Here is a 15213-nt window from a genome sequence, read left to right as displayed (position 1 = left end):
TTAGCTTATTAATTTGTTCCTAATAGCATTACAGCCTTTATCCAGAAGTTGATACACCCTTTCAAAATCATCCATATCTCCCCAATACGGGTCGGGAACTTCTGCATTTTCATGATCCCCCAATTCTTCAAGAAATAACGAAATTTTCTGGCGTTGCTCTTCATTTTTGGCTTTGGAAATTACATCTTCATAAACATCAATATCCATGCAATAGATCTTATCAAAACTATTCAGATCAGCACTGGTAATCGGTCTTGATACCTGTTTAGAAATATCTATTCCGTGATTGGCCGCTGTTTTAATAGCTCTTTTATCCGGATGCTCACCTTCATGCTGGGAAATCGTTCCTACAGAATCTACAAAAAAATCCTGCGGAAGCTTTGATTTCATAATACCTTCAGCTAAAGGGCTTCTGCAAATATTTCCCAGACAAACCATTAGTATTTTCATAGCGCTCAATCTAATTTTAGTTGTTGAAAGATACAGACAAAACTAAATAAAAAATGAAGAATAAAATTTATTCTTCATTCTCATTATTTTAATTAAAAATCTTAATGTTTGATTCTTTCTGTAAGTTCTTTTACATATTTCTTAACTTCTTTGTCTATTTTGGAGATATCTTTGATGGTTTCACAAGCATACATTACAGTTGAGTGGTCTTTTCCACCCATTTCCTCTCCGATTTTAGTGAAAGTGGCATTGGTGAATTCCTTAGCAAAATACATGGCCAGTTGTCTTGGTAATGCAATTTCTCTTTTTCTCGTTTTGGATAGAAGCTGTTCTCTTTTAATCCCGAAATAATCGCAAACCACTTCCTGAATATAAGGAATATTAATAATTTTCTTCTGATTAGCCGCAATCTTATTGATGGTTTCTTTCAACAGCTCAAGACTTAAATCTGATTTATAGATGGTAGAATAAGCGATAACAGAATTGATAACCCCTATCAGCTCTCTGACGTTGGTTTTTGCCTCTGAAGCAAGGAAATCCAGCATATCTTCTGTGAGAACAATACCGTCACGGCTCAATTTATCAATAATAATCTTCCTTCGAGTATCATAATCCGGGGATTTGATCTCTGCAGAAAGTCCCCATTTGAAACGGGAAACAATCCTGTCCTGAATATCCATAATATCTGCCGGTGCCTTATCAGATGTCAGGATAATCTGCTTTCCGTTCTGATGCAAATAATCAAAAATATGGAAGAAACTGTCCTGTGTTGCCGACTTACCTGAAAGGAACTGGATATCATCAATGATCAGAACATCCACCATTTGGTAAAAGTTAGCAAATTCTGTCTGTTTATGAGCTTTTGCAGACGATATAAATTGCTGAATAAATTTTTCAGATGATAAATAAAGTACGACTTTATCCGGAAATTGGTTTTTCACTTCCAAACCTACCGCCTGCCCTAAGTGTGTTTTTCCCACACCGTAACCTCCATATAAAAATAACGGATTGAAAGCGGTAGCTCCCGGTCTTTTGGCAATTGATCTTGCTACTGTTGCAGCAAATTTATTGCTCTCCCCTTCCACATAGTTATCAAAAGAGAAATCAGATTTCAGATTGGAATCGATGTTCACTTTTTTGATTCCCGGTACTACGAAAGGATTTACAATATTGGATGAAAAACCTTGCGGCATTGTTTCCTGTACTTTAGGTGTCGGGATGCTTTTCCCTTTCATATTCATGGTAACGGGTTTTTCTAAACCGTTCGGCTTATTTTCCATTACAGAATACCAAAGTTTCACACCTTTACCTATGTTTTTCTTCAGGGCGGCAGAAAGTAAAGACAGGTAATTATCTTCAATATATTCTTTATAAAAATCACTGGGAACCATCAATGTAAGATTGTTTTCAACCAATGAAATCGGCTGAACCTTATCAAACAATAAATCAAAAGATTTCTCAAGTTTCTTCAAATCAGAGTTATCTTCAGCCGCATTCAGGTTATCCCGCATGAACTGAAGACATTTCTGCCATATCATCATTAAATTTTCATCCATATTTATGCCCCGATTATTGTATGGTTAGTATTTTTTTTAGAAGGAAGACAAAGGTCCAATTTTTTATTTTTAAAAAAAAATTTTGCAGGTATTGATTATTTAAAAATATATTTGTATGTATAATTAACAAGTTAAAATGATACACACAACTCACTCTATTAGAGTACGTTACGGAGAGACAGACCCCATGAAATATGTTTATTATGGCAACTACGCACAATACTTTGAAATTGGCAGAGTTGAACTTTTCCGTAATATAGGAATGTCGTATGATGAAATTGAAAATCAGGGTATTTGGTTACCTGTTTCGGAGTATAAAATTAAGTATTTGAAGCCTGCTTTGTATGATCAGGAATTAGAAATACATACTTATGTTAAAAAAATTCCGGGAGTGAGAATTGAGTTCGAATATGAAATTTTCAATGAGCAAAAAATCAAAATAACCGAGGCATCCACTACCCTGTTTTTTCTGAATTCTCAAACCCATAAAATTATAAAATGTCCGGACTTTCTGATGAAGCTTATCAAAGAAAACTGGAAAACCGAATAATATACTATACATGAAGATTGCATTTTTAGGCCCGCAAGCCAGTTTCACCCAATTGGCCGCCACACAACTTTTTCCCGATGAGGAGCTTTTGCCTCAAGCCAATATTTTAGATTGCTTTATCTTCGTTGAGAACGGAGAAGTAGACAAAGCAGTTGTTCCGCTGGAAAATTCCATCGAAGGAACGGTTTCCATGACTCTTGATTACTTATATAAAACACCTTCGATAAAAATAGAAGCTGAAGCTGTAATGCCAATTGCCCATCATTTAATGATTCATCCTGATCGTATGATGGAAGAAACTGAAAAAATTTATTCACATCCCCAAGCTTTGGCGCAAAGTTTTCATTTTTTAGATACGAACTACAAAACGATCCAGAGACAGGATTTTCCGTCTACTGCTGCTGCCGCTCAATATGTTTCAGAAAACCCGGACTTAAAGATTGCTGCGGTTGCCAATCAGTTTGCAGCCAACTTGTATGGCCTGAAGATCATTCATCGCAATATCCAGGATTTCGAACAAAATCATACAAGATTCATTATCATCTCCAAACAGCAAGGCTCTTATGATAATAGTAAGCTGGACGTTTTAGGTGAAAAATCAGGGTTAATTCTCACATTGCCTGAAGATCATGCGGGAGGCTTACATCAGGTCCTGTCTGTTTTTGCGTGGAGGAAAATGAATCTGAGTAAAATTGAATCCAGAACATTGAAAACAGGTCTTGGAAATTATTTCTTTTTCATCAATGTGGCTGGAAAATGGGAAGCTGTCTTACATGAAAATGCTCTGGAAGAATTAAAGTCTCTCAATGTTGATGTTGATTTCCTCGGAAGCTATAAAGAATATTTATTGCAAGGATAATGTGTCACTATTTATTGACATTATTGCTTTTACATGCTGCCAGTAATTCTGACAGCATTTTTTTTATCTTTTTTATGGATTTAAAATTTTAATGCAAGTAAAATGTTTTCATGTTACTCATAAAGAGGATAAGTAGTTTTCAAAACGAAACAAAACATATATTTCAATTATAATTGAAATATTTATAACAAATAACAACTTACGTTAAAAATTTAATAAAAATAAGGCATAATTTTTGCTGTTATTCTTTAGAAACTAATTAAACTTACTACTCATGAAAACTAAGATTTGTATTTTGATTTTGGCATTTTCTTCTATCCCTATTTTTTCACAGGTTGGGATTAATACCACAACTCCATCGGCAACTCTGGATGTAAATGGCACGATGAAGGTTAGAGATACCCCTCAAGTACCCTCTTTACCCGGCTATCAGATCATGGCGGTGAATCAGGGAACTTTTCAGGTGGCTAAGGTAGACCCTCAAGTTATCATAGACGCAGCCAACAGTGCAGTAAACACCAACACTTCTGTGTATGCAGCAAAAAAAACAGCAACAATCACCTTACTGAACTTGGGGATTTTTCCGGCAGGTTTTCAGGCCGTAAATTTCTTACAAAGTGAAAGAAATGTGGGAAATCCAGCTTTATTTTCGGATGTTGACAATTCGTATACCATTCCGACAGCAGGAGTTTATGCTATAGGGTATTCATTCCGACTTGGAACAGGACTACAAGCTTCCATATTGACAGGGGGTCCCGGAATTGGAATCGTTATGACTAGAGCCGGGGTGACCACCATTATAGACAGTCGTCCTTTTAGTGGACTTACCATTCCGCTTGTATTGAGTTTAACCATCTCAGAATCCAGCATCAATTCTCTTTACACCTTCCAGGCCGGTGACAAGATTTCTTTCGGACTCACAGATTCCGGAGTGATAAATGCCGGACTCCTTGGTTCAAGTATCGGATCTTTTTACATTTATAAAGTATCCAACTAAAATTAGTACAATTTAATCACTCTGCATAACTGATCCATCACATTGTATGTGGTGGATTAGTTTTTGATACCATTATGATACAAATATCTATATTTGATTAAAAATATCAGGAAATGGAAATTGGTCTTGTTGTTATTTTATTCTTAGTTATCCTGTGGGGCTACAATAAGCTTAACCATAAAATCCGAAAACTGGAGAATGAGATTATGGAGCTCAATAAGAAGCTTTTTCCTGAAAATCAGGAATCTTCCGAGAAAAGACCAGTGCAGACATCATCTTCCCCACTTACTCCTTTTCAAAATATAAGTTCCGAAATGTCTTTTGAGCCACCGACAGAGAAAAATGTTTCACAAAAGGACTGGCTTGCTCCCATACTTGACTTTTTAAAACAGAATATATTAACCGTCATTGGAATTTTCACTCTTGTGCTAGGAATCGGTTATTTCGTAAAATACGCAATAGACAAGAACTGGATTGGAGAAACTGCCCGTACCATAATAGGCTTATGTACCGGGATCGGAATCATTATTACTGGCCACTTTCTACGGAAAAACTACAATACCTTCTCGTCCATTATCACAGGGGGCGGAATCGCAGTGCTTTATTTTTCGCTAACTATTGCTTTTCGGGAATATCATATTTTCACACAGAATACGGCTTTTATATTCATTTGTCTCATTACCCTGTTTTCCATTATAGTATCCTATTTTTATAACAGTCAGGTACTGATCGTTTTCTCATTATTTGGTGGGTTTTTAGCTCCGCTCATGGTGAGTACAGGCCAAAGTAACTATGTTTTCCTTCTGACTTATCTGACCATATTGAATATAGGAATGCTCGTTATTGTATTCCTGAAACCCTGGAAAAGCATCAGCTGCATTGCTTTTGTATTTACAAACATTTATCTTTTTTACTGGGTTATTGAGAAAACAGATTTTACGAGCATTTATTTTTACATTATCACCTATATTATATTTTATGCCTTTGCTTTGCAAGATTACCTGAAGAAAAACACACTTTCGGTTATAGATATCCTGATGCTTGTTTTAGTTAACTTCACCAGTGTTATCGGTTTGGTATATATTTTCAATAAATTACATTACGAACCGGCTATTATTTTTCCGGTTGTCTTTGCAGGGGTGAATGCAGTCCTTTTATATAAAGAACACGGAAAACGAAGTTTTGGAATTCCTTACTCTGTATTTGCGGGTATTACGGTAAGCTTAATAACATTGGCTTTTGCCCTGCAGTTCAAAACTAACCTGATCACCAGCGTTTGGGCGGTGGAAGCTACCCTTTTACTTTTCATTTGGAAAAAAACAGGCTTCACTATTTTCAGAATGTGTTTTTATGTTCTTTTCCCATTGGTTATTTTAGTTCAGATGGTAACCTGGTCGGAATATTTTACATCAAAACAACTGCCAGTTATTTTCAATCCGGTATTCCTGACGAGCCTTGTTACCATTATTACTATTTTCACCAATCTTTATTTGTTGAGAAAACAAAATGAAAATGACAAACCGGAAAATCCTTTTTTTGAAAATCTTTTTAGTGTTTTAAGTTATGGGATAATTTATGTATCTGTTTTATTTGAGATTCTTTACCAAATTTCAGATCAGCCATTGTCTGTTATTATCAATGCCGGATTATTGTTCAGTATATATTATATTTTCATTTTGCTTCTATTGCGTAATCCATTAAGGATCACCAAAGGTTTTGAAACCGGATTTTTGTATCTGTTTATATTTTTAGTGGTTATTCATATTTCGCTTTCCGCTTCAATGATAACGGATGCGATTTTGAGAAAAGAGATTTCAAAAAATTATTATGTATTTTATTTATTATATCTGCTTCCTTTTGTTTATATAGGTTGGAGGCGCCTTCCTTCAACTGACTTTTTTAAGTCCACAATTGCTTATTGGATCTTTTCGTTCATGATAACAATGGCTATCAGTTCCGAATTATATCACGGATATATTTTAGCCAATGCCGAAAATATTCAACAATCATATCCATTGAAAGAGCATTTCAGAATTTTGTATTTACCTATCATCTGGGCCATTTTAGCAAGCATTTTCATTTATGTGGGCTTAAAGCGGAATATACCCGAATTTAATAAAATAGGCTTTGTTCTTGTAGGCATTGTAATCGTAAAATTATATGCTTACGATGTATGGCAAATGGATAATGTATCCAGAATCATTGCATTTATTATATTGGGTATCATTTTATTATTAAGCTCATTTATGTTTCAAAGATTGAAAAACATCATCAGGAATCTGGTAGATCATAAAAATGAAAATGCTCAAAATGAAGATTCAGAATCCTAACAATATCCTTTATTTATGGATAGTTTTTAAATTATTATAAAATTTTGTCCATATTTTATAAAAAATAACTATATTTATCACGTTTTTAATAGTTACTTTATGAAAAAATTACTCTACTCTTTTTTAATATTTGCTTCTGCCACTTTATTTGCACAGAAGAGCACTACTACTAAGTTTGCTGTAGCCGATAATATTGTTGGAACAGTAGATATGTTTAATGCCAAAAAAGATCTTGTACAAAGCATGCATGTATATAAAACTGCTGCTAACCTGCCACAGGCTCTTAAAAAATTCAGTTATCTGGCTGATAACGGAATTGCGGAATTCAAACTTAAGAAAACGGAAGTGTTGGACAGAATATCTTTGGCTCAGCTGAATGAGCAGGAAGGTGTAGCAAAAAGCACTCCTGTTTTGATTGACGGATATGAGTTTACAGATACGGATACTAAAGTGTATGCAGATATCTTCAAGAAAATAGAGGTAAAAGATAATAATGGGCAGAAAGCCGTTTTTATTTCGACAAAATAATGCTTACCATTATATAAAATAAAAAGGATGCTTATATAAGCATCCTTTTTTAATATTTATTATTCCATTTTTTCTTTAATTCATCATAGATTTTCTTTTCCGTAGCATTATTTCCCGGTTCATATAATTTGACGTCTTTAATTTCTTCAGGCAGAAAATCCTGGTCCACAAAGCTTCCTTCATAGGAGTGGGCATACTTATAATCTTTTCCGTAATCCAGGTCTTTCATAAGCTTGGTAGGAGCATTTCTCAAATGAAGCGGAACCGGTAGGTTTCCGGTTTTTTTCACTAATGCCAGCGCTTCATTAATAGCCATATACGTGGAGTTGCTTTTCGGAGATACTGCAAGGTAAACAGCCGTTTCACTTAAAATGATTCTCGCTTCGGGATTTCCTATTACATTCACGGCCTGAAAACAATTATTGGCAATCACAAGCGCGTTCGGATTAGCCAGCCCAATATCTTCAGCCGCCAAAATAAGCATTCTTCTTGCTATGAATTTTATATCTTCACCTCCTGCAATCATTCTTGCCAGCCAATATACAGCTCCATTGGGATCGCTTCCTCTCATAGACTTTATAAAAGCGGAAATAATATCATAATGCTGTTCTCCGTTTTTATCATACAAAGCCATGGTCTCCTGCAGAACGGCAAGCACATCTGTATTTGAGATTTCCTTATTTCCTGAATTTTTGAACTGGTTCAGAACAAGCTCTACAGAGTTGATGAGTTTCCTCGCATCTCCACCGGAATACTGAATAAGGGCTTCTTTTTCCTTTACTATAAAATCTGCATTTTCATCAAGATTGTATCTGTTTACGGCAATATCAATCAGTTCTTCCAGCTTTTCATAGCTTATTGCTTTTAAAACATACACCTGGCTTCTGGAAAGCAATGCCGAAACAACTTCAAAACTCGGATTTTCTGTAGTTGCCCCTATAAGTATAATCCATCCTTTTTCTACGGCATGGAGAAGAGAATCCTGTTGGGATTTATTAAACCGGTGGATCTCATCAATAAATAAAATCGGTGATTTTCCTGAAAACAGGTTTTGTTTTTTGGCTTCCTCAATGACATCACGAACATCCTTCACTCCGGAGGAAACCGCAGAAAGTTTGAAAAATTTCCTGCCTGACTTTTCGGAGATAATTTCCGCCAATGTTGTTTTTCCGGTTCCCGGAGGTCCCCAGAAGATCAGTGAATTCAACGTGTCACTTTCTATCATTTTCCGGATGGTCCCCTTTTCTCCGGTAAGGTGCTCCTGCCCAAGAACCTCATCCAGGTTCTTCGGTCTCAATCTCTCGGCTAATGGTATATTTTGGTTCAAAGTATATTAAATTTTTGAGATAAGCATCAGTCTTTATCCTTCTGAAACTTCTAACAAATTTAAACTAATTTTCATTTTTTTACCCTATTTTTGCATTGTTTTGAAACTTACATTCAATAAAATCATCACTTTTCCCATGGTAATTTTGATTAAATTTTACCAATGGTTTATCTCGCCTTTACTTCCGAAAAACTGCCGTTATGAACCTACCTGTTCTCATTATATGGTAGAAGCATTGCAGGTTCATGGTATTTTTAAAGGATTCTGGATGGGGGTGAAAAGAATTTCAAGATGTCATCCATGGGGCGGAAGCGGATACGATCCTGTGCCTCCTAAAAAATAAAATATCAATAAACAAACTATTAAATCAATAGAAATGAGTAACCTATTTTTCAGAATTTACCTTGTATTATTTGCGTTGATGACCCAGTGTTTTTTTGCGCAGAATTATCCGGACGGCTTATCCGACGGAACTTTAAAAGTAAATTCCACTGAAATCCCTGTAAAAATCTATTCTACAACAGAACTTGGAGATCTTGATGCGTTCGCAGACAAAAAAACGGATAACAATGTTCTGGTTATCCTGAACAATTCTAATTTTGAGCCTGCCTACTTTAATTTCAGCTCTCTGACTTTAAGCAAATTTAAAAATACAAAATACCAGTTCTTTGATAAGAATTTCAAGTTGATTGATACAGCCGTTACTCCTGAAAATATCGAAACTTTTAAATATGCGGTTAAATCACAAAAACCGGTTACTGCTTCTGATAATGTGGAACTGGAAACTCCGTTTAAAATCTGGGATCCTTCTACCGGCATCCATTTAGGTCCGATTACACTGCATTATTATAGTTTAATGTTCATTTTTGCTTTTGGATTCGGGTATATTTTAATGACCAGAATTTTCAAAATCGATAATGTAAATCAAAAATATCTGGAGCCTCTTTTCACATGGACTTTGATCGGAACAATCCTGGGAGCGAGAATGGGACACGTCATTTTCTACCAGCCGGAATTATTCAAAGAGGATTTCTGGAGTGTATTTTTACCGATCAGTACGAAAAACGGCTTGAAATTCACAGGATTTTCAGGATTGGCAAGCCACGGTGCAACCATTGCTTTGATATTTACCACTCTTTATTATTCATTTAAAATCATTAAGAAAAATCCTTTCTGGGTATATGACAGATTAGGAATTGTAGTTTCTTTAGGTGGGGCATTTGTAAGAATGGGTAATTTCTTTAATTCTGAAATCATTGGAAAACCGGCTGACCCCAACTCTCCATTCGCACTACTATTCCCGCAACAAAGCAGCGAATACGGTGTTACGATTCCCCGTTATCCAAGCCAATTATTTGAAGCGGTTGGATATGTTGCCCTATTTATTTTACTTTGGTTCTTATACAGAAAAACAGATAAAAAATATCAGCAGGGATGGCTATTCGGATTATTCTTCATCATTCTTTGGGCGATCAGATTCTTTGTTGAATTCCTGAAGGAGCCACAAGGCGATGAGTTTATTGAATTCGCCGGATTGAATACGGGACAAGTCCTTTCTATTCCTTTTATGATTGCCGGAGTGGTGATTATGATCATGTCTAAAAAATTCAAGATCACACAGGCAGAAAACGAAAAACCTGAATAACATTACTTTTTAATATTAAAAAAGCCACAATTGATTGTGGCTTTTTTGTTTTATAGTTTAGGGGAAATCCTTTTGTTGAGTTCATCAAAAACATTCCCAAATTCACTGATTACGTCTGTAGGCAACATCGCTTCTTTAGAATGCTTTCCTGCAGCCATATCCGCAGCTTTTCCATGGAACCAGACTCCCAACACACCTGTGTTTTCTTCTGAATATCCCTGCGCCAGGAATGATGTCAGTATTCCGGTAAGAATATCTCCGCTTCCCCCCTTGGCAAGTCCGGAATTTCCGGTAATATTATAAAATACTTTCCCTTCCGGGGTAATAACCTGGGTATGATGATCTTTTAAAATAATATAAATCTGAAGCTCAGAGGCTTTTTTACGAGCCAGCTCCACTCTTTGAAAAGAATCTGCAGTACTTCCGAAAAGTCTTTCAAATTCTTTAGGATGCGGCGTGATGATGGACTTTTGGGGAATCAATTTTATATTTTTCTCATCCCTGGAAATGATATTCAGCGCATCTGCATCCAGAATTAATGGTTCTGAATATTCTTTTAAAAACTGAAGAAAATTTTTCTCTGTTTCAGGTTCGGTTCCTAGACCCGGTCCTATCCCACAAACCGAATCTTTTTCTATTTCAAATTGACTGACAAATTGGTTTCCTCCTTCTATAAACATGGCTTCGGGACAAGAGGTCTGGAGAATTTCATATCCGCAACGGGGAGCAAGTGTGAAAGTTAACCCGGCTCCAGTTTTTAAAGCCGCTTTTGTAGAAAGAACTGCAGCTCCAATTTTTCCGTAGCTTCCGGCTATTATCGTGATCCTTCCATAGGTTCCTTTGTGTGAGAAGTCCTCTCTGGGCTTAAAATTTTTTTCTACAAGACGATCATCAATGACAAAATCATTGGTTATAGCATTCGAAATATATTCCTTACTAAGGCCAATATCCAGGATAACCACCTTTCCGGTATATTTTCCCGTTTCGGTATGCAAGAAGCTCTTCTTCCAACATTGGAAACTTAATGTATAATCTGCTTTGAAAATAGTAGAATCATTTTCTGCAATAGTATCGGCAAATAACCCGGACGGGAGATCTATAGATATTTTTATGTTGTCTATTTCGTTCAGTTTATCAATCAGGCATTTGTACCCCACCTCTATTTTTCTTGAAAGCCCGGTCCCGAAAAGCGCATCTATTATAATTGTTTTGCTATCAAAGTTATACTGATCTACTTCTTGGAAACTTTTAATATCAATTCCGGAAAAATCTCTTAATTTTTTGAAATTGACAGATGCGTCCTCAGAAAGCTTTTGTTGAGCAGTATTGATAAAAACATCTACATCAAATCCCTTCAAATAAAGCATTCTTGCCATAGCCAGCCCATCTCCGCCATTGTTTCCGATTCCGCAAAATATGGCTATTTTTTTATGATTTTTACAGTGTTCAGATATCCAGTTGGCACAGGCCTGTGCGGCTCTCTCCATCAGTTGAACGGAAGAAATGGGCTCATTTTCAATGGTAAACCGGTCACATTCCCGGATCTGTTCTGCTGTAAGTATTTTCATTTTCATGTAATTTGATTAAATTTAACAATAATAACCTCAATATAACGTGAATTTAAGATGAAAAATAACTAAAACTATTGATGTTTATGTTTTTAAAACCTACTTTTGTATATAACAATAAACAAAAAAATATAAATTATGGGATTTATTAAAGAATTTAAAGAGTTTGCTATCAAAGGCAACGTTATTGATCTGGCAGTAGGGGTAATTATTGGTGGGGCTTTTGGTAAAATCGTTTCTTCATTTGTAGAAGACGTTATTACCCCACTTCTTCTGAATCCTGCCATGAAAGCTGCCGGTGCAGATAATATTAAAGAGCTAGCATGGAACGGGGTTACTTACGGTAACTTTTTATCAGCGGTGATCAACTTTTTCTGTATTGCTTTAGTTCTTTTCATGATGATAAAAGGAATTAACAGAATCAGCAAGAAAGAAGAAGCTGCACCAGCCGGGCCTACTGACGATCAAAAATTATTGACAGAAATCCGGGATTTATTGAAAAGCAACAGGAACGTATAAAACAAAAAACACCTCAATGTGAGGTGTTTTTTTATGGTACAACAGATTTCTTAATGAATCTGTAGAATGCTTGAAATCTGTTCAGCTAAGGAAAGTCCTATTCTATCCTGAGCTTCTAATGTAGATGCTCCCGTATGAGGGGTCAGAGAGATTTTCGGGTGGTTTAAAATTTCTTTGGAAGGTGTCGGTTCATTAATGAAAACATCTAAACCTGCAAATTTTACTTTTCCGGAATCCAGAGCTTCAATTAAAGCAGCTTCATCAATTACTCCACCTCTTGAACAATTTACGACAGCAACCCCGTCCTTCATCATTTCAAATTCGTTCTTACCGATCATGTAACCGCCTTTTTGAGCCGGAACATGAAGGGTGATAAAATCTGAATGCTTTATTACATCGTGTAGCGGTTCTGTTTCAATATCAACGTTGATGAACTGGTTGTTATAGAATTTCACTTTAATGCTTGCCTTTCCTACATTATTATCTGCTGCAATCACTCTCATCCCAAGGCCTAATGCAATTCTTGCCACTTCCTGCCCGATTCTTCCCATCCCTACAATACCAATGGTTTTTCCTCTGAGCTCAATCCCTGCCGTATATGCTTTTTTAAGTGAGGCAAATTCCGTATCTCCTACTAAAGGCATTTTTCTGTTGGAGTCCTGCAAAAATCTTGCTCCTGAAAATAAATGGGCAAAAACCAATTCAGCAACAGATTCTGAAGAAGCTGAAGGTGTATTGATCACATGAATTCCTTTTTCTCTGGCATAGTCTACATCAATATTATCCATTCCTACTCCTCCTCTTCCAATGATGTCCAGCGACGGGCAGTTATCAATAATGTCTTTTCTTACCTGAGTCGCACTTCGCACCAATAAAGTACGGATTTTATGCTCATTAATATATTCTACTAAAAACTCCTGCGGAACTTTTGTAGTAATCACTTCAAAACCTTTTTCAGTTAATGCATCAATGCCTGATTGATCCAAACCGTCATTTGCTAAAACTTTCATTAGAACTTTTAATTATTTTTTTGAACCCGAACGGAATTCATCCGGGATTCATGAATCTTTTCTAGTCTTTAAAAACTTCAATGGTCACCTGTTTTTCTACCATATCCGTAAATTTACCTTTATATCTTGTAGCTCTCACCAGGTGATTATCAATCCAATGGTAATTTCCACCTCTCGGTTTTCCGCATAATACACTGTGGTATTTGAAACCGTGCTTATCCAGCCAATCGATCGTGATTTGCTTTAAATTTTCAGTTCTTGAAGTGAAAAAGCAAATCTGATGGCCTTCATCGTACCATTTATTAATGGTTTCCAAAGCATCAGGATACGGTTCGCAGGTAACCATTCTTTCCGGCTCTTCATTCGGCACGTCATCTGTAATGGTCCCGTCAATATCGATTAAGTAGTTCTTTACTCCGTCCTTAAGTATCGGACTTATATGGGCTTTGTATTCTAATTCCATCATTAAATTTTGAATGGCAAAGGTACGGTTTTTCGGTCAGAAAGAATCTTCAAACTGTATCAGATTAAAAATTTACTAAATAAATTAATATTTAATGAATAAAATTAATAATAAACCTATATTTTCCTCATCACAGATTAAAAATTTTCGTTTTATAATTTCAGAAGATCGGGATTGAAACTGATTTTTTCTTTTTATCTTCGAATAAGCTAATAACGATATGAGAAAAACGCTGGCTTTACTGTTCTGTCTTATCGGTTGGTTTGCGATAATCGCCCAATATTACCTGATGCTGAAAAACAGTACAGTTTCTTTTCCGGAAACAAATATCAGGTTTTTCAGCTATTTTACGATTCTTACCAATTTAATTGTCGCATTATATTTTACCAGGCAAGTTTGGAGCAATCCTCCATCTGAAAATAAAAATCCGGGAATATTAACGGGTATTACCGTTTATATTGTCATTGTTGGTCTCGTGTATCAGGTCATTCTTCGCTCAACCTGGAGCCCGACAGGATTACAGAAAGTTGTTGATGAATTACTGCACAGTGTAATTCCTGTTCTTGTTCTTATCTATTGGTATCTCTATGAGAATACTTCTTCTCTGAATTATAACCAGATTCCTAAATGGTCCATTTACCCGTTACTTTATCTTTGTTATATTCTGATCAGAGGAAGCTTTTCCGGGTTTTATCCCTATCCTTTTATTGATGCAGATACATTAGGGCTTCTCAACGTTATTGCCAATTCGATCTGGATCCTTATATTTTTTATAGGATTGTCCATGCTTTTGATAAGGCTTGGCAAATCTGTCCATCGTTAGCAGGCTCTTCAGCCTGTCCAAATATGATGTTTTACCAAAAATTTCCAAAATACATTTATTACACTTACATTTGTAGGAATGGAAGAATTTGTAGTTTTAGTAAATCCTGAAGATGAAGTTTTAGGCTTGATGGAAAAGCAGCAGGCTCACGTAAACGGCTTACTGCACAGAGCTTTTTCCATTTTCTTATTCAACAGTAAAGGCGAAATGCTTTTACAAAAAAGAGCAGCTGAAAAATATCATTCTCCCAATCAATGGACGAATGCAGTATGTTCACATCCCAGAAATGGGGAAACTTATCTTGATGGGGCTAAAAGAAGATTAAAAGAAGAATTGGGAATAACAGCCGATCTTTCTGAAAAATTCAACTTTATCTATAAAGCGGATGTTGGTGAAGGACTTTGGGAACATGAACTGGATCATGTGTTCGTAGGAACATACGAAGGCGATTTCAATTTGAATAAGGATGAAGTGGATGATGTGAGATACATTTCCATGGAAGAGCTTGACCAGGAATTAGCTGAAAATCCGGAACATTTCACAGAATGGTTCAAAATAATTCTTGAAGAATATAAACACCATTTTTAA

General features: G+C 35.9%; 16 protein-coding genes. 10 read left to right on the top strand and 6 right to left on the bottom strand.

Annotated elements, in window-relative coordinates; genetic code table 11:
* Both BCF58_RS09605 and dnaA read right to left on the bottom strand, forming a co-directional pair.
* Nucleotides 1-450 carry a low molecular weight protein-tyrosine-phosphatase gene (locus BCF58_RS09605; protein ID WP_121461573.1) on the bottom strand — a complete coding sequence of 150 codons (450 nt, stop codon included), beginning with the start codon at nt 448-450 and terminating at the stop codon, nt 1-3.
* A gap of 101 nt (nt 451-551) precedes the next feature.
* Nucleotides 552-2006: a chromosomal replication initiator protein DnaA gene (gene dnaA, locus BCF58_RS09600; RefSeq protein ID WP_121461572.1), complete on the bottom strand. Its 1455-nt coding sequence runs from the start codon at nt 2004-2006 to the stop codon at nt 552-554.
* A gap of 136 nt (nt 2007-2142) precedes the next feature.
* On the opposite strand from dnaA, the gene BCF58_RS09595 reads away from it, so the two are divergent.
* From BCF58_RS09595 to BCF58_RS09575, 5 genes are all read left to right on the top strand, one after another.
* Nucleotides 2143-2556, top strand: a complete 414-nt coding sequence (locus BCF58_RS09595; RefSeq protein ID WP_121461571.1) for an acyl-CoA thioesterase — start codon at nt 2143-2145, stop codon at nt 2554-2556.
* Between the two features lie 10 nt (nt 2557-2566).
* A complete protein-coding gene (gene pheA, locus BCF58_RS09590) occupies nt 2567-3415 on the top strand; it encodes a prephenate dehydratase (RefSeq protein ID WP_121461570.1) in 849 nt (282 codons plus the stop codon).
* Nucleotides 3416-3689: 274 nt separating this feature from the next.
* Nucleotides 3690-4412, top strand: a complete 723-nt coding sequence (locus BCF58_RS09585) for a hypothetical protein (protein WP_121461569.1) — start codon at nt 3690-3692, stop codon at nt 4410-4412.
* Between the two features lie 113 nt (nt 4413-4525).
* A complete protein-coding gene (locus BCF58_RS09580; protein ID WP_121461568.1) occupies nt 4526-6742 on the top strand; it encodes a DUF2339 domain-containing protein in 2217 nt (738 codons plus the stop codon).
* A 99-nt stretch (nt 6743-6841) separates the two neighbouring features.
* Nucleotides 6842-7270 carry a hypothetical protein gene (locus BCF58_RS09575; RefSeq protein WP_121461567.1) on the top strand — a complete coding sequence of 143 codons (429 nt, stop codon included), beginning with the start codon at nt 6842-6844 and terminating at the stop codon, nt 7268-7270.
* A gap of 49 nt (nt 7271-7319) precedes the next feature.
* On the opposite strand, the gene BCF58_RS09570 is transcribed toward BCF58_RS09575, so the two are convergent.
* Nucleotides 7320-8597, bottom strand: a complete 1278-nt coding sequence (locus BCF58_RS09570; protein ID WP_121461566.1) for a replication-associated recombination protein A — start codon at nt 8595-8597, stop codon at nt 7320-7322.
* A 136-nt stretch (nt 8598-8733) separates the two neighbouring features.
* Here BCF58_RS09570 and yidD point away from each other — a divergent pair, with 136 nt between their 5' ends.
* Together yidD and lgt are read left to right on the top strand one after the other, a co-directional pair.
* Entirely contained in the window at nt 8734-8940 is a 207-nt protein-coding gene (gene yidD, locus BCF58_RS09565; protein ID WP_228434772.1) for a membrane protein insertion efficiency factor YidD, read from the top strand.
* Nucleotides 8941-9375: 435 nt separating this feature from the next.
* Nucleotides 9376-10242, top strand: coding sequence for a prolipoprotein diacylglyceryl transferase (gene lgt, locus BCF58_RS09560; protein WP_228434793.1), 867 nt, complete (start codon nt 9376-9378; stop codon nt 10240-10242).
* A gap of 50 nt (nt 10243-10292) precedes the next feature.
* On the opposite strand, the gene BCF58_RS09555 is transcribed toward lgt, so the two are convergent.
* Entirely contained in the window at nt 10293-11810 is a 1518-nt protein-coding gene (locus BCF58_RS09555; protein ID WP_121462028.1) for an NAD(P)H-hydrate dehydratase, read from the bottom strand.
* A 138-nt stretch (nt 11811-11948) separates the two neighbouring features.
* On the opposite strand from BCF58_RS09555, the gene mscL reads away from it, so the two are divergent.
* A complete protein-coding gene (mscL, locus tag BCF58_RS09550; protein ID WP_121461564.1) occupies nt 11949-12329 on the top strand; it encodes a large conductance mechanosensitive channel protein MscL in 381 nt (126 codons plus the stop codon).
* 50 nt (nt 12330-12379) lie between these two features.
* Here the strand turns inward: mscL and BCF58_RS09545 are convergent, their stop codons facing one another.
* Together BCF58_RS09545 and BCF58_RS09540 are read right to left on the bottom strand one after the other, a co-directional pair.
* Nucleotides 12380-13339, bottom strand: a complete 960-nt coding sequence (locus tag BCF58_RS09545) for a D-2-hydroxyacid dehydrogenase (protein WP_121461563.1) — start codon at nt 13337-13339, stop codon at nt 12380-12382.
* A 61-nt stretch (nt 13340-13400) separates the two neighbouring features.
* The gene (locus tag BCF58_RS09540) at nt 13401-13802 is read right to left on the bottom strand and encodes an LNS2 domain-containing protein (protein ID WP_121462027.1); all 402 of its coding nucleotides are present in this window, start codon (nt 13800-13802) and stop codon (nt 13401-13403) included.
* A gap of 220 nt (nt 13803-14022) precedes the next feature.
* Between BCF58_RS09540 and BCF58_RS09535 the strand changes: the two genes are divergently transcribed.
* Together BCF58_RS09535 and idi are read left to right on the top strand one after the other, a co-directional pair.
* Nucleotides 14023-14625 carry a Pr6Pr family membrane protein gene (locus tag BCF58_RS09535; protein WP_121461562.1) on the top strand — a complete coding sequence of 201 codons (603 nt, stop codon included), beginning with the start codon at nt 14023-14025 and terminating at the stop codon, nt 14623-14625.
* Between the two features lie 78 nt (nt 14626-14703).
* Nucleotides 14704-15213, top strand: coding sequence for an isopentenyl-diphosphate Delta-isomerase (idi, locus tag BCF58_RS09530; protein ID WP_121461561.1), 510 nt, complete (start codon nt 14704-14706; stop codon nt 15211-15213).

This window comes from Chryseobacterium defluvii (assembly GCF_003634775.1).
Classification (GTDB): domain Bacteria; phylum Bacteroidota; class Bacteroidia; order Flavobacteriales; family Weeksellaceae; genus Chryseobacterium; species Chryseobacterium defluvii.
Note: the sequence above shows the minus strand (reverse complement) of the source record. Positions and strands in the feature narration are given on the sequence as shown.